Annotated in this window: 22 protein-coding genes and 1 other annotated feature; of the genes, 10 read left to right on the plus strand and 12 right to left on the minus strand. The window is 56.7% G+C overall.

Translation table 11 applies throughout. From position 1 onward, the window contains the following. Window positions 1-43: 43 nt before the first annotated feature. Window positions 44-164, minus strand: a sequence feature (His leader region). After that, window positions 140-187, minus strand: a complete 48-nt coding sequence (hisL, locus tag LZU96_RS07250) for a his operon leader peptide (protein ID WP_100396937.1) — start codon at window positions 185-187, stop codon at window positions 140-142. Its footprint overlaps the feature before it by 25 nt. A 179-nt stretch (window positions 188-366) precedes the next feature. Here hisL and LZU96_RS07255 point away from each other — a divergent pair, with 179 nt between their 5' ends. Beyond that, window positions 367-1,194: an SDR family oxidoreductase gene (locus tag LZU96_RS07255; protein ID WP_233987665.1), complete on the plus strand. Its 828-nt coding sequence runs from the start codon at window positions 367-369 to the stop codon at window positions 1,192-1,194. Window positions 1,195-1,359: 165 nt separating this feature from the next. Here the strand turns inward: LZU96_RS07255 and LZU96_RS07260 are convergent, their stop codons facing one another. Genes LZU96_RS07260 through puuD form a run of 3 tightly spaced genes read right to left on the minus strand, consistent with a single transcriptional unit; the run spans window position 1,360 to window position 3,974 of the window. After that, window positions 1,360-2,637 (minus strand): NAD(P)/FAD-dependent oxidoreductase, encoded by a 1,278-nt coding sequence (locus LZU96_RS07260; protein WP_233987666.1) that lies wholly within the window; start codon window positions 2,635-2,637, stop codon window positions 1,360-1,362. Window positions 2,638-2,656: 19 nt separating this feature from the next. Beyond that, on the minus strand, window positions 2,657-3,214 hold the full coding sequence (puuR, locus tag LZU96_RS07265; protein WP_233987667.1) for an HTH-type transcriptional regulator PuuR: 558 nt from the start codon (window positions 3,212-3,214) through the stop codon (window positions 2,657-2,659). Beyond that, entirely contained in the window at window positions 3,207-3,974 is a 768-nt protein-coding gene (gene puuD, locus LZU96_RS07270) for a gamma-glutamyl-gamma-aminobutyrate hydrolase (protein WP_233987668.1), read from the minus strand. Before puuD ends, puuR begins: the two co-directional genes overlap by 8 nt. Window positions 3,975-4,178: 204 nt before the next feature. On the opposite strand from puuD, the gene LZU96_RS07275 reads away from it, so the two are divergent. Continuing rightward, on the plus strand, window positions 4,179-5,594 hold the full coding sequence (locus tag LZU96_RS07275) for a glutamine synthetase family protein (RefSeq protein WP_293002171.1): 1,416 nt from the start codon (window positions 4,179-4,181) through the stop codon (window positions 5,592-5,594). Window positions 5,595-5,977: 383 nt separating this feature from the next. Continuing rightward, window positions 5,978-7,336, plus strand: coding sequence for an APC family permease (locus LZU96_RS07280; protein ID WP_233987669.1), 1,359 nt, complete (start codon window positions 5,978-5,980; stop codon window positions 7,334-7,336). A gap of 52 nt (window positions 7,337-7,388) precedes the next feature. Here LZU96_RS07280 and ygbI read toward each other — a convergent pair whose 3' ends face one another. Further along, window positions 7,389-8,150 carry a DNA-binding transcriptional repressor YgbI gene (ygbI, locus tag LZU96_RS07285; RefSeq protein ID WP_233987670.1) on the minus strand — a complete coding sequence of 254 codons (762 nt, stop codon included), beginning with the start codon at window positions 8,148-8,150 and terminating at the stop codon, window positions 7,389-7,391. 268 nt (window positions 8,151-8,418) lie between these two features. On the opposite strand from ygbI, the gene ltnD reads away from it, so the two are divergent. The 5 genes from ltnD to LZU96_RS07310 all read left to right on the plus strand — a co-directional run bounded on the left by ltnD (window position 8,419) and on the right by LZU96_RS07310 (window position 13,498). After that, window positions 8,419-9,324, plus strand: a complete 906-nt coding sequence (gene ltnD, locus LZU96_RS07290) for an L-threonate dehydrogenase (protein ID WP_233987671.1) — start codon at window positions 8,419-8,421, stop codon at window positions 9,322-9,324. After that, window positions 9,324-10,589, plus strand: coding sequence for a 3-oxo-tetronate kinase (gene otnK / locus LZU96_RS07295; protein ID WP_233987672.1), 1,266 nt, complete (start codon window positions 9,324-9,326; stop codon window positions 10,587-10,589). Before ltnD ends, otnK begins: the two co-directional genes overlap by 1 nt. Further along, complete coding sequence (locus LZU96_RS07300) at window positions 10,582-11,226, plus strand: aldolase (RefSeq protein ID WP_069729547.1); 645 nt, start codon at window positions 10,582-10,584, stop codon at window positions 11,224-11,226. The genes otnK and LZU96_RS07300 overlap by 8 nt, the downstream gene beginning before the upstream one ends. Next, on the plus strand, window positions 11,226-12,011 hold the full coding sequence (locus LZU96_RS07305) for an HPr family phosphocarrier protein (RefSeq protein WP_233987673.1): 786 nt from the start codon (window positions 11,226-11,228) through the stop codon (window positions 12,009-12,011). The genes LZU96_RS07300 and LZU96_RS07305 overlap by 1 nt, the downstream gene beginning before the upstream one ends. 128 nt (window positions 12,012-12,139) lie before the next feature. Then, window positions 12,140-13,498 (plus strand): GntP family transporter, encoded by a 1,359-nt coding sequence (locus LZU96_RS07310; protein ID WP_233987674.1) that lies wholly within the window; start codon window positions 12,140-12,142, stop codon window positions 13,496-13,498. A gap of 76 nt (window positions 13,499-13,574) precedes the next feature. Here LZU96_RS07310 and sbcB read toward each other — a convergent pair whose 3' ends face one another. Continuing rightward, window positions 13,575-15,002, minus strand: coding sequence for an exodeoxyribonuclease I (sbcB, locus tag LZU96_RS07315; RefSeq protein ID WP_233987675.1), 1,428 nt, complete (start codon window positions 15,000-15,002; stop codon window positions 13,575-13,577). 267 nt (window positions 15,003-15,269) lie between these two features. Continuing rightward, window positions 15,270-15,749, minus strand: coding sequence for an Hcp family type VI secretion system effector (locus LZU96_RS07320; protein ID WP_233987676.1), 480 nt, complete (start codon window positions 15,747-15,749; stop codon window positions 15,270-15,272). On the opposite strand from LZU96_RS07320, the gene LZU96_RS07325 reads away from it, so the two are divergent. Then, a complete protein-coding gene (locus LZU96_RS07325) occupies window positions 15,748-15,969 on the plus strand; it encodes a hypothetical protein (protein ID WP_233987677.1) in 222 nt (73 codons plus the stop codon). The two genes, LZU96_RS07320 and LZU96_RS07325, sit on opposite strands and share 2 nt — an antisense overlap. Window positions 15,970-15,985: 16 nt before the next feature. Here the strand turns inward: LZU96_RS07325 and LZU96_RS07330 are convergent, their stop codons facing one another. After that, a complete protein-coding gene (locus LZU96_RS07330) occupies window positions 15,986-16,678 on the minus strand; it encodes a hypothetical protein (protein WP_233987678.1) in 693 nt (230 codons plus the stop codon). 44 nt (window positions 16,679-16,722) lie between these two features. Then, window positions 16,723-16,896, minus strand: coding sequence for a hypothetical protein (locus LZU96_RS07335; protein ID WP_233987679.1), 174 nt, complete (start codon window positions 16,894-16,896; stop codon window positions 16,723-16,725). Between the two features lie 247 nt (window positions 16,897-17,143). Between LZU96_RS07335 and dacD the strand changes: the two genes are divergently transcribed. Further along, window positions 17,144-18,307 carry a serine-type D-Ala-D-Ala carboxypeptidase DacD gene (dacD, locus tag LZU96_RS07340; RefSeq protein WP_233987680.1) on the plus strand — a complete coding sequence of 388 codons (1,164 nt, stop codon included), beginning with the start codon at window positions 17,144-17,146 and terminating at the stop codon, window positions 18,305-18,307. Window positions 18,308-18,361: 54 nt separating this feature from the next. Here dacD and LZU96_RS07345 read toward each other — a convergent pair whose 3' ends face one another. The 3 genes from LZU96_RS07345 to LZU96_RS07355 are packed head-to-tail and all read right to left on the minus strand — an operon-like array spanning window position 18,362 to window position 22,088. After that, window positions 18,362-19,579, minus strand: a complete 1,218-nt coding sequence (locus tag LZU96_RS07345; protein WP_233987681.1) for a cytochrome c — start codon at window positions 19,577-19,579, stop codon at window positions 18,362-18,364. Next, window positions 19,576-21,342, minus strand: a complete 1,767-nt coding sequence (locus tag LZU96_RS07350) for a GMC family oxidoreductase (RefSeq protein ID WP_233988154.1) — start codon at window positions 21,340-21,342, stop codon at window positions 19,576-19,578. Before LZU96_RS07350 ends, LZU96_RS07345 begins: the two co-directional genes overlap by 4 nt. After that, window positions 21,336-22,088 carry a gluconate 2-dehydrogenase subunit 3 family protein gene (locus tag LZU96_RS07355; protein WP_233987682.1) on the minus strand — a complete coding sequence of 251 codons (753 nt, stop codon included), beginning with the start codon at window positions 22,086-22,088 and terminating at the stop codon, window positions 21,336-21,338. Before LZU96_RS07355 ends, LZU96_RS07350 begins: the two co-directional genes overlap by 7 nt. Window positions 22,089-22,149 lie beyond the last annotated feature (61 nt).

Consider the following 22,149-nt stretch of genomic DNA (forward strand, 5'->3'; position numbering starts at 1 on the left):
TAGGCTACTGTTCCTGTCCTGATTGCTGGGTTTGCGTCAGCCCATAAAAAAACCCCCGGAAGACGATCTTCCGGGGGTTCTCTTGCGTTCGCACCACTGGAAGATCTTGAAAGTCTTCCAGCACACATCGCCTGAAAGACTAGTCAGGATGATGGTGGTGGTGATGGTTGAACTGAACGCGTGTCATAATAATCTCGTCGATGAATGAGTATTCATTTGTGAGGTTTAACCTAGCGAAGATGGCTGCGATTGGCAACCCTTTTTTAACCAGTCGGTTCGGAAAGCGCTGAAACCGGTTGTTCTGGTTTGCATTCCGGGGGCAAACTAGGTTGAAGTCAGGGTTGATGTTTCACGCCAGGAGTCAAAATGAAGAAGGTCGCAATTGTGGGACTGGGTTGGTTAGGTATGCCGCTGGCTACGGCGTTAACCGCACGAGGCTGGCAGGTCACCGGCAGCAAAACCACGCCGGACGGGGTGGACGCGGCGCGCCGCTGCGGCATCGAAGCCTTTCAACTGGCGCTGACGCCGGATCTGGTGTGTGATGCCGCCGACGTCGAGCCGCTGTTCAACGTCGATGCGCTGGTGGTCACGTTACCCGCCAGCCGTACCGCAGAAGGGGGCGAAGCCTATCTGCAGGCGGTGCAGAACGTGGTGGATAGCGCGCTGGTCTATAACGTGCCGCGCATCATCTTTACCAGCTCGACTTCGGTCTATGGCAGCGACTCCGGCATCAAACGCGAAACCAGCCCGCTGATACCCGAAACCGTCGCCGGCAAAACGCTGGTGAAACTGGAAAACTGGCTGCACGATCTGCCGGGCACCAGCGTCGATATTGTTCGTCTCGCCGGGCTGGTGGGGCCGAAGCGCCATCCGGGTCGGTTTCTGGCCGGTAAGCAGGATGTAGCGAACGGCTCGCAGGGTGTTAACCTGGTACACCTGGATGATGTAGTAGAAGCGATTACGCTGCTGCTGCAGACGCCAAAAGGAGGACGAGTCTATAACCTGTGCGCCGCAAAACATCCGTCGCGCGACACCTTTTATCCGGCGGTCTCGCGACAGCTGGGTCTGCAGCCGCCACACTTCGCGCCGCAAACCGGCAACGAAAGTGGCAAGCTGATTGACGGCTCACGCATCTGCACCGAGCTGGGCTTTGAGTATCGCTACGATGATCCGGTGAAGATGCCGCTGGAGTAAAGCGGGTGCTGCTGTTCCGGTGGCGCGCCACCGGAACAGGAATCAAAGCAGACAGAAATCGGGCGCAAATAGTTACAACATACTAAAAGCCTGAAGAAACGGCCAGAGCCTGCCCCGGCAACACGTTTCAGCGAAGTACGACAGGCAGGGGATGCTGCTACCTCATCACACCCCTAACCGATCGCGAATCGCGTACCACACCGCGCCCATCGCCGTCAGCGGTACCTTAAAGCGACGTCCGCCTGGGAACGGCAGGTGAGGCAGCCGGGCGAAGGCGTCAAAACGCTCAGCATCGCCGCGCAACACTTCGCTGATCAGCTTGCCGGACAGATGAGTGCTGGTCACGCCGTGGCCGCTGTCGCCCTGCATGAAATAGACATTGTTCTCCAGCCGGCCAAACTGTGGCATACGCGACAGGGTCAGCAGAAAATTACCGCTCCAGCTGAAATCCAGCTTCACATTCTGCAACTGAGGAAAGGTGCGGCGCAGTTTTGGCCGAATCAGCGCCTCGATATCGGCAGGCTCGCGCGCGCCATAGACCACGCCGCCGCCATACAGCAGCCGGTTATCGGCGGTCAGACGGAAATAGTCGAGCAGATAATTACAATCTTCCACGCAATAATTATTTGGCAACAGCGACAGCGCCTGATCGGGGGACAGTGGTTCGGTGGCCACAATCTGCGAGCCGCACGGCATACTTTTACCGCTCAGACGGGGTTCAACCTCACTGGCCAGATAGGCGTTACCGGCGAAAATCACAAATTTTGCGCTCACCTCGCCGTGCGCGGTTTTTACCCGATTCGGTGAACCATAGGCCACCTTCAGCGCAGCAGACTGTTCATAGATGCGCCCGCCGTGTCGCCGGATCGCTTCCGCTTCACCCAGCGCCAGATTGAGCGGATGCAGATGACCACCCCGGCGATCCAGCAGCCCACCGACGTAGCGTTCGGTCGCCACCTCACGGCGAATGCCGCGCTCATCCAGCAACTCCAGATCATGATTGCCATACTGTTGCCATAACGCTTTCTGTTTACGCAGGTGCGCCATCTGGCGGGCATTCAGTGCCGCAAAGATACCGCCAGGCCGGTAGTCGCAGGCAATAGCGTAACGATCAATACGATCGCGGATGATCGCTGCGCCCTCGAACATCATGCTGCCCAGCATACGAGCGCTCTCTTTACCGTAACGCTGTTCAATAACGTCGACATCGCGGCTGTAGGAGTTGACCACCTGGCCGCCGTTGCGTCCGCTGGCACCAAAGCCGATACGCGCCGCTTCCAGTACTACCACCTCGTAACCCGCTTCAGTCAGATGCAGCGCCGCTGACAGGCCGGTAAAACCGCCGCCAATGATACAGACGTCACACTGAATGCTCTCCTGCAGCATCGGCCAGGGTTCATGCGGATTGGCGGTCGCTGCGTAATAACTCTCCACGTAATTCATCACTACCTCCTTGAAGCGCTCAGAAATTGGCAGGCGTATGGGCACTGACAATGCGGCAGGGTACGTCAGACGTATTGGTAAAACTGTGCGGCAGACCGGTATCAATCACGTAACTTTCACCGGCGTACAGATGAAAACTCTGACCATTGATCACCAGGGTAATTTCACCCTCCAGCAGCGTGCCGGTCTCTTCACCGGGATGTCGCAGTTTTTCGCCAGTGCTGGCTCCGGGTTGATAGGTCTCCAGTAGCATCCCCAGCGAGCGCTGCGGATTGCCGTTTTCAACCAGCTTCAGCGAGACGCCCTGGCTGCCCATCTCCAGCAAATCCTCGGGACGGACAATGGTTTTAGGCGTGGCGTCGGCTTTCGGTTCCGAAAAAAACTCCGACAGAGAGAGCCCGTACACTTTTAATAGCTTCTGCAGGGTACTGACCGCCGGGCTGACCTTATCCTGCTCAATAGTGCTGATAGCGCTGTGAGTCAGGCCCGCCAGCTCGGCGACGCGGCGCTGTGACAAACCCAGCGCCTGACGGATCTCAGACAGCCGGCGTCCGGGTGCCAGCGTGACGTCATTCATGATCTTTTTCCTTGTGAAAACGCAGCGCAGCCTGAATAAAACCCTCAAACAGCTGGCACGATCCGGTAGCGCGATCCGCCTGCCATTCCGGGTGCCACTGTACCGCCAGCGCGAAAGGATGGTGGCGCAGGCTGACCGCTTCAATCAGTCCATCCGGCGCGCGGGCCTCAACGCGTAACTGCGGGCCGGGTTCACGGATGCCCTGATGATGCAGGGAGTTAACCTGCAGCGGCTGGGTGCTGTCGAGCAGCGTCGCGAGCAGCCCATCCGCTTCAATCGTCACCGGGTGAGCCGGGGCATACTGTTGATCCAGCGGCTGGGTCTCATCTTCATGATGGCGCTGGAACTGTTTTTGCTGGCCGAGATCGCGCCACAGCGCGCCGCCATTTGCCACCACCAGTTCCTGCATCCCGCGGCAGATACCGAACATCGGCATTTTTCGGCTGGTGGCGTACGTAATCAGTTGAAAGGCAAGACGATCGCGGCCCGGATCGGCGTGCGGCTCGGCACCGGCTTCACCATAATGCCAGGGTTCGATATTGCTCGGGCTGCCGGTCAGCAGGAGGCCATCCAGCACCGTCATAGCGTTTTCTGATAGATGAGGCGCATTGAGCAGGCTGTGGGGCAGGGCAAGCGGCACTCCGCCCGCGAGGATCACCGCATCAAGATATTTGTTGTGCACGGTCTGCGTCGGATGACCACCGATATGGCTTTGACACATCACTACGCCAATCAAAGGTTTGTCAAAAATAATGCCCATCTCACATCCTCGCATCGCTGTTCGAAATATCTACCGAAAGGGCACGTCTGGCGGTTAAGTGTGCAATATTTTGTCAATCTAGCAATCTGCTGTTTGTTCTTCAAACAGATTTGTTACATTTGCACACTTTTTATGTTGGCGCTATGTTAGAGGAGTGGCTGTTATTTTGAGCATTGCGCAAACCGAATAGGGGCGGGTGAGATCATGACTAACCTGGTAGAAGTGGAAGACTTCACGCTTCACAGTGAAGAGAAACGAACCAGCGCGTTCCAGCTTGAGGTGAAAGCCTGGCTGGAGCGCCATCCTGAAACGCAGTATGTCGACATCCTGTTAAATGATTTAAACGGTGTTTTTCGCGGTAAGCGCATTCCCATCTCGGCGCTGCCAAAGCTGGAAAAGGGCTGTTATTTCCCCGCCTCGGTATTTGCCATGGATATCCTCGGCAACACGGTGGAAGAAGCCGGGCTCGGACAGTCCCTCGGCGAACCTGACAACCTCTGTCTGCCCGTGTTGGGCACCTTAGTTCCCTCCGCTTCCGATCCTCAGCACATTGCGCAACTGCTGCTCACCATGTGCAACCAAGATGGCACTCCCTTTGACGTTGAACCCCGAAATGTCCTTAACCGGCTGTGGCAACAGCTGCGTAACCGAGGTCTGTTTCCGGTGGTAGCGGTAGAGCTGGAGTTCTATCTGGTCGACAAGAAGCGCGATGCCGAAGGCTTCATCCAGCCGCCGTGCGCGCCGGGCAGTGATGAACGCAATATGCAGAGCCAGGTCTATTCGGTCGATAATCTCGATCACTTCGCCGATGTCTTGCGCGACATTGACGATCTGGCGCGTCAGCAGGGCATTCCGGCCGATGGCGCGCTGGCCGAGGCGTCACCTGGCCAGTTTGAAATCAATCTGCATCACACCGGCGATGTGCTGCGCGCCTGCGATCACGCGGTGCAGCTGAAACGACTGATCCGTCAGGTCGCGGAAAATCACGGCATGACCGCCACCTTTATGGCGAAACCGTATGAAGAGTACGCGGGCAGCGGTATGCATGTGCATATCAGTATGCTGGATGCGGCCGATCACAACGCATTTGCCTGTGATGACGGCAGCGACTCGCCACTGATGAAACGGGCGCTGGCCGGCATGATCGACCTGATGCCCGCCTCAATGGCGCTGCTGGCCCCTAACGTTAACGCCTATCGCCGCTTTGTGCCGGAGGCTTACGTGCCGCTGCAGGCGTCGTGGGGCCATAACAATCGCACCGTGGCGCTGCGGGTGCCGTGCGGCGATATCGATAATCATCGCATTGAGTACCGGGTCGCGGGCGCGGATGCTAATCCTTATCTGGTGGTGTCGGCGATGCTGGCCGGGATGCTGCACGGGCTGGATACTCCGCTGCCGTTACCCCAACCGGTGACCGGCAACGGCCATCATGCTGAAGGACTGGCGCTGCCGATCCGGCAGAGCGACGCCCTGTATGAGTTCGACAACAGCTATCCGCTGCAAAAGTTGCTCGGCGAACGCTTTGCCCGGGTCTGGTATAGCTGCAAGAATTATGAACTGATGCAGTTTGAACGGCTGATCACCGCCACGGAGATAGACTGGATGCTGAAGAACGCCTGATCATCTTTTTTTTTTGCATCCGGTGCCCCGGTGGCTTGTATTCCTGCCCTGCTATGGGGCAGAATACGCGGCCTGCAAAATCAGACCATAACCGACGCTCACCGCGCCGGTTATTTTTTTTGCATCCTGTTTTAACAAATAGTTTTTCGCTGACTTAACCGAGGCCGGGCACGCACCCGGATAGATAAACACTGAAAACACGCGTAAGCGTGAGATTGAGGATACAAAGATGGGGATGTTTTCCACACTGCCAGCTCAGGCTGGCGCGCGCTTTCGTGATGACTACGGCGCCGCGTTGATCACCAACCTTACTCCCTGTCGCTTAATGCGCAGTTGCCCTGTGACCCAACCCAGTCAGGTTGTTGCGCATGGGGGACTGAAGCATGTCGCTTAATACCTCCGCTGCACCACAGCGTACACAGCTGAAAAAAACGCTTACGTTACTTCCGGTCGTCATGATGGGCTTAGCCTACATGCAGCCTATGACCCTGTTCGATACCTTTGGCATCGTTTCCGGGCTGACCGACGGTCACGTCGCCACCGCTTACGCTTTCGCGCTGATTGCGATTCTGTTTACCGCCGTGAGTTACGGTAAGCTGGTACGCCGCTTCCCCTCTGCGGGCTCCGCTTATACCTACGCTCAGAAGGCGATCAGTCCGCACGTCGGCTTTATGGTCGGCTGGTCATCCCTGCTGGACTACCTGTTCATGCCGATGATCAACATCCTGCTGGCAAAAAACTATTTCGAATCGCTGGTGCCCGGTATCCCGTCGTGGATTTTCGTGGTGCTGCTGGTTGGTTTTATGACGCTCTCTAACCTCAAGGGCATCAAAACCGTCGCCAATTTTAACAGCGTGATTGTGGTGCTGCAGGTGATTGTCATGGTCGGCATTACGGCAATGGTGATCTACGGCGTGGCGAACGGCGTCGGTGCCGGTACGCTGGCGAGCAGCAAGCCGTTCTGGTCTGAGAATGCGCACGTCGTGCCGATGATCACCGGGGCGACGATACTCTGCTTCTCGTTCCTCGGCTTTGATGGCATCAGCTCACTGTCGGAAGAGACCAAAGATGCAGAACGTACCATTCCGCGTGCGATTTTCCTGACGGCGCTGATTGGCGGCGTGATCTTTATCATCGCCTCTTACTTCCTGCAGCTCTACTTCCCGGACATCACGCGCTTCCAGGACCCGGACTCCTCACAGCCTGAAATCATGCTGTTTGTTGCCGGTAAAGCGCTGCAGGTCGGCATCCTGATCTTCTCGGTGGTCACGGTGCTGGCATCCGGTATGGCGGCGCACGCTGGCGTATCGCGTCTGATGTATGTGATGGGCCGTGATGGCGTATTCCCGGAGCGTTTCTTCGGTTACGTCCATCCTAAGTGGCGGACCCCGTCGCTCAACGTGCTGCTGGTCGGTGCGATTGCGCTGATGGCGATTAACTTTGATCTGGTGACCGCGACGGCGCTGATCAACTTCGGTGCGCTGGTGGCCTTCACCTTCGTTAACCTGTCGGTGATTGCGCAGTTCTGGATCCGTGAGAAGCGTAACCGCACGCTGAAAGATCACGTCCAGTATCTGCTGCTGCCGCTGCTGGGTGCGCTGACGGTCGGTGCGCTGTGGGTGAACCTGGAAGAGAGTTCGATGGTGCTGGGCCTGATCTGGGCTGCCATCGGCATTATCTACCTGGCGTTCGTGACTCGCAGCTTCCGTAATCCGGTGCCGCAGTTCAGCGAAGAGGTTTAATCCCGCGACACTTCGCCGCCTTCCGCTGTTATTCGGGAAGGCGGCGAAAGCCTTAGTCAGCCAGCACCAGTTCGCAACTGCCCGCGCTTAACGCAACTCGTCCCGCCTCACTCAACTGACTGTCGGTCACCACCAGATCAAACTTCTCCAGCGGCAAGGCCAGAAAGGTCGCAATCTTGTTATATTTTGAGCTGTCGCTCACTAGCACCCGTTTACTGCTCACCTCGCTGACCGCCTGCTTTACCGTCACCTTGTCTTCATCCGGGGTAAATAAGCCGCGCGGCCCCCAGCAGGAGGCGGAAATAAAGGCGATATCGATCGCCAGATGACGCAGGCTGCGCGCCGCCGACTCGCCGACGCAGGAGCGGTTCTCACGGCATACCGTGCCGCCAGTGTGGATCACCCGACAGTGGCTGGCTTCCATCAGCAGATTTGCCACCATGAAATCGTTGGTCACCACCAGCAAATCATCCCGATCCACCACTTCCCGCGCCAGCGCCAGCGTGGTGGTACCGGCATCGAGATAGATGCAGCTATTGCGCGGAATGTGCTGAGCGGCATAGCGGCCAATGGCGCGCTTCTCATCGTTATACAGGCCACTTTTGGTCAGGTGCGACGGTTCCGCCGCCAGCCGATCCGCCGATCGCACGCCGCCCGATACCGACAGCACCGCACCTTGCTCCTCCAGCTTTTGCACATCACGACGGATAGTCATGTGTGATACGCCCAGCCGCTCGGTCAGTTCAGCAATGCTCACCACTCCCCGATCCGCGACCAGCGCCAGAATCTGTTGATGACGTTCAACCGGAATCATATTCCCTCCCTGAGATTTATCATTTTTTCACATTGTAAAGCATCCGCCTGTTAACCAGAACAGGAATTAACAGCCCATAAAGGTTCGCTCTGCCGTCATCATCGCCGTCAGGCCCGATGAGCCGGTGTCGGTGCGCAATGTTAATAATTGTTCCCGCTCACATCACAGATGTTTTTTTGTGAGACATGGCACATTTTTACCGGCTTAAAGCTGGCAGGATTAACAGTAACAAACAAATAATCACTTATTTTAACAGTGGAGGCCGACAGTGCCAGTCGAAAATATCTGTGTTATCGGGTTAGGTTCTATGGGCATGGGTGCCGCGCAATCCTGTATCCGCGCCGGTCTTAACACCTGGGGTGTCGATCTCAATCCCGCCGCGCTGGAGACCCTGCGCCAGGCGGGCGCGCGTGACGCGCAACCCTCCGCCGCCCACTTTGCTGACCAGCTCGACGCGGTGCTGCTGCTGGTGGTGAATGCGCAACAGGTCAACGCCATCCTGTTCGGGGATGACGGTCTGGCGGCGAAGCTGCGGCCCGGCACGGCGGTGATGGTTTCATCGACACTCTCGGCGCAGGATGCGCAGCAAATTGAACAGCGGCTGGCGCAGCATCACCTGCTGATGCTGGATGCGCCGGTCTCCGGTGGTGCCGCTAAAGCCGCCAGCGGTGAGATGACGGTGATGGCATCGGGCAGTGAAGCGGTCTTCACCCAGCTGCAACCGGTTCTGGATGCTGTCGCAGCGAAAGTCTATCGGGTGGGCAGTGAGATTGGCCTCGGCTCCACGGTCAAAATTATTCATCAACTGCTGGCTGGCGTGCATATCGCCGTTGGTGCAGAAGCGATGGCGCTGGCCGCGCGCGCCGGTATCCCGCTGGAAACCATGTATGAAGTTGTCACTAACGCCGCCGGTAACTCGTGGATGTTCGAAAACCGTATGCGGCACGTGGTCGACGGTGACTACAGCCCGAAATCGGCGGTCGATATCTTCGTCAAAGATCTCAATCTGGTGACGGATACCGCCAAATCGCTGCACTTCCCGCTGCCGCTGGCCTCGACCGCGCTCAATATGTTTACCGAAGCCAGCAATGCCGGTTATGGCCGGGAAGATGACAGCGCGGTGATTAAAATCTTCAGCGGCATTACCCTGCCACAGGGCAAGGAGAAGAGCTGATGCGTCTTGGAGTGATAGCCGACGATTTTACCGGCGCTACCGACATTGCCAGTTTTCTGACACAGAACGGCCTGAGCACGATTCAGTTCAACGGCATCCCCGACAGCGAGCAGGCCGCAGAGGCGCAGGCGATTGTGATCAGCCTGAAGAGCCGATCCTGTCCGGCCGATCAGGCGGTTGCACAGTCGCTGGCGGCGCTGGCGTGGTTACAGCAACAGGGCTGTGAGCGCTTCTACTTCAAATACTGCTCCACCTTCGACAGCACCGCGCAGGGCAATATCGGCCCGGTGACCGATGCGTTGCTGGCTGCGCTGGGTGAAACTCAGACGGTGATCTGTCCGGCGCTGCCGGTGAATGGCCGCACGGTCTATCAGGGCCATCTGTTTGTCGGCGATCAGCTGCTGTCGGACTCCGGTATGCGCCATCATCCGGTGACGCCGATGCGCGACAGCAACCTGCTGCGTCTGATGACGGCGCAGGCCACAGGCAAAGCCGGGCTGATTAGCGCCGCGCAGGTCGATCAGGGTGCAGAGTCCGTGCGTCAGGCGCTGGACCAGCTGGCGGAGCAGGGCGTGAACTATGTGGTCATCGATACCCTGAATGAACAACATCTGCTGACCCAGGGCGAGGCGCTGCGCGATCGGCGGCTGGTCACCGGCGGTTCCGGGCTGGCGATTGGGCTGGCGCGTCAGTGGGCAACGGCCGGGGCGGATGCGGCAGCGGCGGAGCAGGCGGGACGGCCGCAGGGCGATCGTGCGGTGGTGATCTCCGGCTCCTGCTCGCAGATGACCAACCTTCAGGTTGCCGCGTATCGCCAGCTGGCACCGGCACAGGAAGTGCAGATCGAACGCTGTCTGCAGGATGCAGACGGTTATGCCCAACAGCTGTGTGACTGGGTGGAAGCCAACAGCCATCAGGCGCTGGCACCGCTGCTGTTTGCCACCGCTGACGCGCAACAGCTGCAGGCGATTCAGCAGCAACACGGCGCCCGGCGCAGCAGCGAGGCGGTGGAGCAGCTGTTTGCCGCGGTGACCCGTGAGCTGAAGCGGCGCGGCTGGCAACGCTTTATCGTGGCGGGCGGCGAAACTTCCGGCGTGGTGGCCCAGAGCCTGGGCGTCACCGCGTTTCATATCGGCCCGACCATCTCGCCTGGCGTGCCTTGGGTGCGCGACATCCACCAGCCGCTGTCGCTGGCGCTGAAGTCCGGTAACTTTGGCGATGAACACTTTTTCCGCCGCGCGCAAACGGAGTTTTCCCATGTCTGAATCTTTTTCTTTAGCCGAGCAGCAGGCGCGTGACGAAATGGTCCGGCTCGGTGCCTCCTTTTTCCAGCGCGGCTACGCCACCGGCTCGGCCGGTAACCTCTCCGTACGGCTGGAAGATGGCAACCTGCTGGCGACGCCAACCGGTTCCTGCCTCGGTGAATTACAGGGTGATCGGCTGGCGAAAGTCACCCCTGATGGTGAGTGGCTCTCTGGCGATAAACCCTCCAAGGAGATCGCGTTTCACCGTGCGCTCTACCTGAACAATCCCGACTGCAAAGCGGTGGTACATCTGCACAGCCACTACCTAACGGCGCTCTCCTGTTTACAGGGACTGGACCCGGAAAACTGCATCCGCCCGTTTACGCCCTATGTGGTGATGCGGGTTGGCGATGTGCCGGTGGTGCCGTACTACAAGCCGGGCGATCAGCGGCTGGCGGAAGACCTGGCGCAGCTGGCACCGCGCTATCGCGCCTTTTTGCTGGCCAATCACGGGCCGGTGGTGGTGGGGAAATCATTACGTGAGGCGGCAGATAACACCGAGGAGCTGGAGGAGACGGCCCGGCTGATCTTCACTCTCGGCGACCGCGCCATCCGTTATCTCAACGATGCCGAAGTGGCCGAGTTAAGGAGCCGATAATGCCAAAGTTTGCTGCCAACCTGTCGACCCAGTTTACCGAACTGCCGTTTGCGGAACGCTTCGCCGCCGCCGCGGCCGCCGGTTTTGAGGCGGTGGAGTTTCTGTTTCCTTATGACTATCCGGCGGAACAGCTGAAGCAGTGGCTGGATGAGAATCAGCTGCAGCTGGTGCTGTTCAATACTGCGCCCGGCAACGTCGCGGCGGGTGAGTGGGGCGTTTCCGCCATTCCCGGACGTGAAGCGGAAGCGAAAGCGGATATCGATCGTGCGCTGGACTATGCGCGGGCGCTCAACTGCCCGCAGGTGCACATCATGGCGGCAACCGTGCCGCCGGGTGGTGATCGCCAGCGCTATGTTGAGACTTTCATCGGCAACATGCGCTATGCCGCTGAGCGCTTTGCCCCGCACGGTATCACCCTGCTGATTGAGGCGCTCAATCCGACCACCAAGCCAGGCTATCTCTACTCCAGCCAGTATCAGACGCTGGAGATGGTGGATCAGATCGATCGGCCCAATGTGTTTACCCAGCTCGATCTGTTCCATGCGCAGTTAGTGGATGGCAACCTCAGCCATCTGATTCGCCACTATGCCGGGCGCTATCGCCACGTACAGATTGCCTCGGCACCGGATCGCCATGAACCGGATGGAGGGGAGATCAACTACCCGTGGCTGTTTGACCTGCTGGATGAGGTCGGTTATCGCGGCTGGGTCGGCTGCGAATATTTCCCGCGAGGCAGCACCACGGCCGGCCTCGGCTGGTTTGCGCCCTGGCGTACGCGCTGCTAATCACCTGCATGCTGAATCACACCGCTTGCCAGACAAACGGTGTGAGTCCTGCTGCAGCTTAATCACACCAGTGTTGAATCAATAAAAATATAACTTACTGAAAATTATAATTAATCAGAGGTCTGCCGATGTCCACTACGCTGCTGTTATCCATCGCGCTGGTCAGCGTGATTCTGCTGTTGCTGCTGGTAATCAAAGCCAAAGTCCATCCGTTTATTGCGCTGCTGGTTGCCAGCCTGTTTGTCGCCATCACCACCGGTATCCCGGCCGAAAACATCATGAAAGTGATCCTCGGCGGCATGGGAAGCCTGCTCGGCAGCATTGCCGCCATCATTGTGCTGGGTGCGATTCTCGGCGCGATTATTGAAACGTCCGGCGGGGCCGATCGACTGGCAAACCGCTTCGCGCAGCTATGCGGACCGCAGCGCATGGTAGCGGCACTCACCACCGTGGCCTTTATTCTGGGGTTGCCGGTATTTTTTGACGTCGGGTTTATTATCGTGGTCCCGCTGATCTATGGCTTCACCAAAGTGATGCGCGTCTCGCCGCTGAAGTTTGGTCTGCCCATGGCGGGCATGATGCTGATGGTGCATGTTACGGTGCCCACCCATCCGGGACCCGCCGCTGCCGCCGGATTGCTGAATGTCGATCCTGGCTGGTTAATGATGACCGGAATTGCCCTGTCGATACCGACCGGCATCGCTGGCTATTTCGTCGCCAAAGCGCTTAATCTTCGAAAATATCATCTCTCAATTCAGGTACTGGAGCAGCTACAGCTGACGGAGCCGAACGCCGGGGGGCAATCCGCCCGTCACCACGATGCACCGGGCGCATTGCTGATTTCAGGCTTAATCGTGCTGCCGATCCTGCTGATTATGCTGGGCACGTTGCTGCCGCCGCATCTTACGCCTGGCAGCCTGCCGCTGAAGATCCTGACGCTGGTCGCATCACCGGCGGTGGCGTTACTGATTACGCTGGCGCTTGCCGGATGGTTACTGGGGCTGCGTCGTGGCTGGACCGCAGAGAAGCTGGAAACGCTGTCAAACAACGCGATATCCACCGCTGCTGGCGTGATTCTGGTTTCAGGTGCCGGAGGCGCGTTTGGTAAAGTGCTGGTGGAGTCTGGCGTAGGCAAAGCGCTGGCCACTTCGCTGCAGACGATCCATCTGCCGTTAATCCCGGCTGCGTTTATTCTTTCACTGGCGCTGCGCGCCTCACAGGGCTCAGCAACGGTGGCGATCGTCACAACCTGTGGATTGCTGAGTACCGCCGTTGCGGGTCTTGGCGAGATGCAGCTGGTGCTGGTGGCGCTGTCCGCCTGTTTCGGCGCGCTGGGCTTGTCACACGTTAATGATTCGGGCTTCTGGGTGGTCACCCGTTATCTCGGCCTGTCGGTCGCCGATGGGTTACGCAGCTGGACGGTACTGACGACTCTGATGGGATTATGCGGTTTTGCGCTGACCTGGCTGGTCTGGGTGATGATCTAAAATCGCAGATGCCGGGACCGCTGACGGCAGCGGGACCCGGCATTAAGGTAGCAGGGAAGGCCGGGCAGAGCGCGCGTTAAGAAACCAGTTCCTGCGCGTAGAGATAGAGCGCTTTTAACTGTCCCAGCTTCTCTGGATCGGCTTCATGAAGATTCGCCAGACCTTCCAGTTCCTGCATAAACGCCTGCACCCGATCAGCATTCAGCACTTCACGCCGATGCTGTAACCAGCGCTGCTGCTCAGCATCATCCAGCGTACCGGGGAAATTACGCGCCCGATAACGGAACAGCAGTTTCGCCACGCGCGCGCTGTCGAAGGTTAAATCCAGCGCCGGCAGATTGGCGGGGGCGGTCTGACGTATAATATTCATGCCCGCGCGATCGGCATCGCTGAAAAAGCCATCGTACAGCTGAGTATCGACATCGTCCGACGGGGTAAACGGCTCCGCTTCAGCAAACAGCGTGACCAGCTTCTCCCGCACCTCAGGCTGCTGACGCAGCAACGCCAGATTCGCCAGACAGTGCTGACGATCGATACCCAGCCGGGCGGCATCTTCCGGACGCAAAGTATTGGCCGGGGCCAGCACCGGACATTTATTGATGTGAACCAGCTTTACCGGCACCGCTGGCCGATCGCCGAGATCGTTTTTCGGCGTATAAAGTCGCTCGCGCAGGGTATCGGCATCGAGTTGCAGCAGCGGTGAGATATCACCGGCCAGATCGACCACAATCAGCGCATTGCGGTTATCGGGATGCCAGGCCAGTGGAACCACCCAGCTGGTATTGCCGCGCGCCGCGCCGAACATGCCGGAGACATGCACCAGCGGTTTCATCTGCGGGATATCAATCAGGTTCATCAGCTTGTTTTTGTTACGGTGGGTAAACAAAAACTCAAACAGTTTTGGCTGCTTCTCTTTTACCAGCTTTGCCATCGCCAGCGTGGCATAGACATCTGACATCGCATCATGCGCATTTTCATGCGCCACGCCGTTGGCTTTGGTCAGATGTTCCAGCCGGAAGCTGGGAAAACCCTCTTCGTTCTCCGGCCAGTGAATGCCTTCCGGGCGTAACGCATAGCAGGCCCGCATCACGTCGAGCAGGTCCCAGCGCGAGTTACCGTTCTGCCAGCTCCAGCCATAGGGATCGTAAAAGTTGCGGTAGAAAATATTGCGCGTCACTTCATCATCAAACCGGACGTTGTTGTAGCCCACCACACAGGTCTGTTCGACGGTAAACAGGGCGTGAATGCGTTCAGCAAAGTCTGCTTCAGTGACGCCGCGCGCCATCGCTACCTGCGGCGTAATCCCGGTAATCATTACCGCTTCCGGCTGCGGCAGATAGTCATCCGGCGGACGGCAGTAAAAGACCTGCGGCTCGCCGATCGGATTAAAATCGCTGTCGGTGCGCAGCCCGGCAAACTGCGCCGGCCGATCGCGTGAAGGACTGGTCCCGAAGGTCTCGTAATCGTGGAAGAGGAAGGTGGGCTGTACGCGATCGTTATTCAAATTTCATATCCGCTCAATGTCGTTCACTAAACTGATGAACAGAAAGTCATCAGGCTTCCCGCTCGCTTGATGCCTTACTTCATCGGCACCTGGCTGCTGGTGCGAGAGCTGTGCCTGTGCAGAGCACGGTCACGCAGGCAGCATCAGGCTTCACAACCTACATGGTAAACCATAATCCGACCGGCCTGAAGTTTCGGATGGTAGCGGGGACAGGGGTTGCATCTGGCTGAGAGGTAAGGCGGCAGGATTAAACCGGACTTTTATCTCTCAGGCTGTAGCTCGCTCATTCCAGGTGTCTCGATAGATAATATTCCCTTCGGTATATTTCCAGGTTATCGCTTCATAGCGTAATTCCAGCGTTTCCAGATGCGTGCTGCTGATGCCGTTGGGTGCAAGATAGGGCGATACCGTGGTGACCTTCACGTTTTCCAGGATGATATTAAAATATTCAGTCTCAATTCCTGCATCAATTATCCGGTACATCCTGATTGTCGCCTTCTTCATGATTCGGCCTTCGCAGACAGCTCTGTACAGAAGTGGAGTTGTTTGATCAAACTCTTTCACTATCGTTATAGGCTGGTGAATGCGTGTGCCTGTAAGTTTTCCCCAGTTAGGATCGACCGGAATAGTAACGCCGTGGGAGAATGATTTGAGTTCAATAGAGCCTGAACGCAGTGGCATCTGACAACTACCGACGATTGGAGATCCATTTTCATCGTTAAGCCATAAATGTGCGGGAGCAGACATGTTATATCCTTATATGTTGGAGTTTTTGTTAAATAACGGGTTACCATTTAACCAGTCGGTGGAAAAATATAATGATAACTACAGCAAAAACAGGTACGGGCCACAAAGGGCCTTCAGGGAAGATCTGAAAAAGGGCTACAGAAAAAGCCAGAGTAAGGAGAGCTGGTCCATAGAGAGAAATCCAGGATTTAAAAAGGCGCTTGAGAAATCTTTTTATTAAATTTTCCATTATTCATTTACCGAATCATGTTAGTAATAACTCTGGAGATTTCATCATCAGATGCCCACGCACTTCGCAGGGCTCCAGATCTTTCGAATAAAGGATCAATCAGAAAAAACATCATCTCTGGTTCATTGGCATATAATGCAGAATAATAGCCAGGCAGGGCATATCGAAGTCGGTTTGCGCTATCAGCAGCTTTCTGAACGACGCCATACATTCCCGCAAGAGCAGCAACTGCACCAGCTTTGAGGCCCACCAGTGCGTTCATATCAAGGCTCATTTTCATGCCAACAGATACCGCAGCTGCTACAGCTAAAGAAAACCCGTGCTGCGTTAAATAAGTGGCAGCAATATGGATATTTACTGCCATTAACGACTTCTTAATACGCTGTAGTTGGCTAAGGGTTTTGTATTTGAAGACATCTTCAAAATATATTTTGAGCATGTCATTTACTATGTTTCCATGACTGATGAGCTGATACACGCCTTTGGTAAATCTTAAGTCCTCAACTTTTTGCTGCTGACAAATCTCCTGATATTCATCCGTAAAACATGATGTGTAATACATTGCGCGCTGCACACCTGCGCCTGGCATATCAATTTGATCAGATGCCGCTTTTCCAACGCCGGTAAATGTGCGGTCAAGTTTTAACGCGAGGATATTATTTGACTTCAAGTAACTGATAACGTTTTTATTATAGTACATAACCGTTTCCTTATGGTTAGTCTGTGTCCTGCCACCCTTTAAACTTAATGGAAATAATCATTTAGTAATGTGTAGTACAAAGCGCGTTTTGCACCTTTTCCAATAAGTACCCTCTGAGCAGAGACCACGTTATTCAAACCTGTTAAGGCGCGATCAAGTTTCAGCGCCACTATCCTGTTGGTTTGCAGAAAATCGATAATCTCCTCACCGTAATACATAACCTTATCCCTCAGGCCGATGTTCCTTTTATAACCTCACAAAAGGTACGGGCAAATGTTCATTAAGTAAACAGCTTTCACCGCACGCCGTGATCCATCGAACAGCCAGCCGGTGTCTCAGCCGCCGCAGTTCATACTTTTTTTCAATTTATTCAAACCTTCACAACGCTTTTGCCGTAAAAGGTGCGGCTGTTTCCGTTTCGTTTCATAAATAAATTTTTTCTCCCGTGCAGGTAAGGATGAAGTGTTGAAAAGGCGTCTGTTGATTACCGTTACCGCTACTGTTTTTTGGGCTTCGCTGGCACAGGCTGACGACATGCCGTTTCCCGTGACGCCACCGGCGATTGATGCGGCCTCCTGGGTATTGATGGATGCCACTACCGGCCAGGTGCTGACCGCTGGTAATCCGGATGCGCGCCGCAATCCTGCCAGCCTGACCAAGCTGATGACCGGTTATGTGGTCGATCGCGCTATCGATCAAAAGAAAATCAGCCGCGACGATATGGTCACCGTCGGCAAAGATGCCTGGGCTGCCGGTAATCCGGTGTTCAAAGGGTCATCGCTGATGTTCCTCAAGCCCGGCGATAAGCTCAGCGTGCGCGATCTCAGCCGTGGAGTGATCATCGATTCCGGTAACGATGCCTGCGTGGCGCTGGCGGACTACGTGGCGGGCAGCGAAGATAACTTCGTCAAAATGATGAATCACTATGTTGATAAACTCGGCCTGCAAAATACCCACTTCGAAACGGTGCATGGTCTGGATGCACCGGGCCAGTTCTCCAGTGCGCTGGATATGGCGAAACTGTCGCGGGCGATTATCGACGGTGAGCCTGACTTCTATGCCATGTACAGTGAGAAAACCCTGACCTGGAACGTCATCACTCAGAACAACCGTAACGGCTTACTGTGGGATAACAACCTGCATGTCGATGGGCTGAAAACCGGCCACACCGAAACCGCGGGCTTTAACATCATCGCCTCTAACGTGGTGGGCAAACATCGTCTGATCGCGGTGGTGATGGGTGGTAAGAGTCCCAAAGGGCGGGAAGAGCAGGCGCGCAAACTGCTGGTATGGGGTCAGAATACCTTTGATACCGTGCAGCTGTTCCATGCCGGTAAGAAAATAGGCAGCGAGAATGTCTGGTATGGCAATCCGCATCAGGTTGAAGTGGGGACCGCGAATGATGTCTATCTGTCGCTGCCGCGCAGTGAAGTGCAGAACGTCAAAGCGAAATACATCATTAACCGCAGCGATCTGGAAGCGCCGCTGAAAGCCAATGAAGTCATTGGTGAAATTCAGGTGATGGATAAAGATCAGCAGATTGCCCACTATCCGCTGGTGGCGCTGAGCGCCGTAGAGCCTGCTGGCGTGATTACCCGCATCACCGATTATCTCAGGCAGAAATTCTGATCGGCATCGCTGGCACCGTAAACGGGGGCAGCCTTCTGGCTGCCCCACGGAGGTTTAGCGTAACTCTTCCTTCATCTTCTTCACCTCACTGGCCTCAACCGGCGCGGCGGCATTGCCCCAGCTGTTGCGAATGTAGGTGAGCACTGCCGCAATATGGTCATCACTCAGCGTACCGGCAAAGGCTGGCATCGCCGGTGCCGTTGGCCGTGCGTCGGTATCCACGCCGCGACTGCCCGCCAGCACCACATGCATCAGTGATGTTGCATTCGGCTGATTGATCAGCGGATTATCCGCCAGCTGCGGGAAGATGTTCTTTTCACCGCGGCCACCCGGACTGTGGCAGGCCGAGCATTTGGCTTCATAGATCGTCGCCCCGAGCTTCATTCTGTCATCACCGGCATCCAGCGGTTTGGGCTTCTCATCGGCTTTTTTATCACCCTCCTTGAGATAAACCGCCACCGCATTAAGATCGTCCTCGCGCCAGTGCTGGGTTGAATGGCGCACCGCATCGGCCATCGGGCCGGACGCGATGGCATAGCGGTTCACGCCGGTCCGCAGGTAGGTGACGATATCCTGCTGCGTCCATTTACCCAGCCCGGTATGGTCGCTGGCGTCCAGGTTCGGCGCATACCAATCCTCAACCTCGCTGCCGCCGAGGAAGCGGCCATTTTTGTCGCCGCCCAGCAGATTTTTCGGGGAGTGGCAGGTGCCGCAGTGGCCGAGTCCTTCAACCAGATAGGCGCCACGGTTCCATTCCGCCGACTTGTCCGGATTCGGTTTAAATTCGCCTTTATCAAAGTTGATCCAGTTCCACACTATCAGGCTGGTACGGATGTTGAACGGGAAGGGGAGCTGGTTGGTTTCAACCGGATGATGGATCGGTTGCAGCGTCTGCATCCAGGCCCACAGGTCCTGCAGATCTTTTTCCGACATTTTGGTGTAGGCGGTAAACGGCATCGCGCCATATAACCGTTTGCCGTTATGACCGACGCCGGTATTCATGGCGCGGCGGAAATCATCGTAACTCCAGTCACCAATCCCGGTTTCACGATCAGGGGTGATATTCGCCCCAACCAAGGTACCAAACGGCGTTTGCAGCTTAACGCCACCGGCGAACGGCTGTTTCTCATCGGTGGTGTGACAGGCGGTACAGTCGCCCAGCGTGGCGATATAGCTGCCGCGGGCGATCTGATCATATTCCGGCTGCGCCTGACTGCTGAATGATGCGGCCAGCAGCAACGCGGCGGCAGAGAGAAGCGGTAAAGTTTTCATGCGCTGATCATCTCCCCCGGACGTTTCAGGTAGTAGCGACGGATATCATGCGCCGCTTTAAAGGCCAGCGCGCCCACCGTACCGGTCGGGTTATAGCCGGGATTCTGCGGGAAGGCGGAAGCGCCGACCACAAACAGATTCGGCACATCCCACACCTGCAGATGCTTATTCACCGAGCTGGTGCGCGGATCGGCTCCCATGATAAAGCCGCCGACGACGTGAGAAGACTGATAGGGCACGCTGCTCCAGTGGCCGGTCATCGGCTTAACGATCATCTCGCGCGGGTTCATCACCTTAGCAATCTCAGCCACCTTGTTGGTGCAGTACTGCGCCATCTTCAGGTCGTTCTGCGCGAAGTCGAAGGTGATACGTAACAGCGGGCGGCCGTGCGGATCTTTGTAGTTGGGGTCAAGCGACAGGTAGTTGGTGCGGGTGGTATAGCTGCTGGCTTCACAGCCAATCGACATGGTGCTGAGATAGTTATCTTTCAGCGTCTGTTTCCATTTCGATCCCCACTTCGGCGTGTTGGGCGGCAACGGTCGATAACCAATCGGCGCTGCGCCAATTGGCGTTACGCGGATGCTGCCGCCGCCGAAAAAGCCGAGGCCGCTGTGGTCAAAGTTATCGTTATTAAATTCGTCGATCCCCATCCCGACCGCGCCTGCGCCGATAAACGGATTGAAGTTTTTGTTATCGAAAAACAGCGTGACGTTGTTGGCGGTCTGGTAGGCGTAGTTGCGCCCGGTGGTACCGCTGTTGGTCACCGGATCGTAGGCCTCGCCAATCCCGGAGAGCAGCATCAGGCGCACATTTTCAAAGGTGAAGGCGGCGACGATCACCAGATCGGCGGGCTGTTCCCACTCGTCGCCTGACGAGTCGATGTAGGTGACGCCGGTGGCTTTTTTGCCGGTTGAGTCCGTCAGCACCTGCAATACTTCACTGTTGGTATAGGCGGTGAAGTTAGGCTTACGCATCAGCGCCGGCAGCACGGTGGTGATGGCGCTGGCTTTGGAGTAGTTGGCACAGCCGTAGTTAGTGCAAAAGCCGCAGAAGGTGCAGGGCCCCATCGTCACGCCGTACGGATTGGTATAGGCCTCCGAGACCAGCGAGGAGGGCACCGGGAACGGCTGATAGCCGAGATTTTTTGCCGCATCGGCAAACAGCGTTGGCGCATAAGGCTGACGCAGCGGCGGCGTCGGATAGTCGCCGGAGCGCGCGCCCTCAAACGGATTGCCGCCCGGCCGTTTTTCACCGTTAAGGTTACCGGCGCGGCCCGAGGTGCCCGCCACCCGCTCAAACTGCATATAGTGCGGCTCCATCTCCTCCCAGGTTGTGCCCCAGTCCTGCAGCACCAGCTCATCAGGTATGGCGCTGGCACCGTAACGCTCGGTCAGATGGCTCTTCAGGCGGAACTCTTCGGGCTGGAAGCGAAAGGTGATGCCAGCCCAGTGGTTGCCTGCGCCGCCGGTGCCGTTGCCGGGGTGAAACGATCCCCAGGTGCGCATCGGTAACGCGGTCTGCGACGGGTTGTTGCGCATGGTGCAGGTGTTCTGGCGAGTGCGCAGCATCAGTTCTTCACGCATCACATAACGCAGCTCATCGGTGACGGTACCGATATTGAAGTCGCGAGCGGTATCGCGCCACGGACCCCGTTCAATACCGACCACTTCCAGGCCTTCATCGGCCAGTTCATTGGCGATAATCGATCCGGCCCAGCCGAGGCCAATCACCACGACATCGGTTTTGGGAAGTTTTTTCATGATTCGTCCTTTGCTTTCCATTGCGCAATACTGATCGGTTCGAAGTGCAAATCTTCGTTATGCCGCTCGATGTAATCGCGGTAGTCATAGCGCGCGCCCGGAAAACCGAGCATTTTCCATGACACCATCTCCCGGTTGCCGCCATACACCGGATCGGCAAAGAAGCCTTCCATGGTGTTATTGAGCACTTCGAGAAAGAAGGATTGCGCATCGAAATCGCTGAAGTGAACCTTACCGGCTTCCATCGCGTGCAGCAGTTCGTCCTGCTGTGGCGGCGTCAGATCAGTGAAGTTTTTGTTCGAGGTCTGCTGAACGTAGCGGTTAAGCGCGGCGATGCCCTTGCGGTAGCGCTGGCGCGGCACCAGCGGGGATTGATCGCCCTGTTCAGTGGTGCCTTGCTGAAACGGGCCCTGCATATAGAGGCGCTCAAAAGTGCCGTAGGAGCTGTGCAGCTGACGATCGATAAAGACCGCGCAGCCCGCCTCTTTGCCGCCCACGCTGAGGTCATCGGCCGGGATCAGCCGGTCAACCATCGCTTCGATGGTCTTTGCTTCAGCATCAGTAAAAAACAGCCAGCCTTGCTGGGGATAGGTTTCTGGAGGATTATCGGAGAATGGCGTCCAGCCTGGACTACCTTTCAGAGAAACGGCATCGGCGACCTGGCTGACCGTCGCCGCAACGCCCAGCGTCGACCATGTCAGAACCTGCCGCCGCGTGACGCCCGGCAGGGTTTTTGCTCTCTTTCTCATCGTGCTTCCTTCTCAAGTGTTACTAACAAAAGCGAAAGGTTAAAAACTGTTGGCAATTTGT

The organism is Pantoea agglomerans, from assembly GCF_021397715.1.
Taxonomy (GTDB): domain Bacteria; phylum Pseudomonadota; class Gammaproteobacteria; order Enterobacterales; family Enterobacteriaceae; genus Pantoea; species Pantoea astica.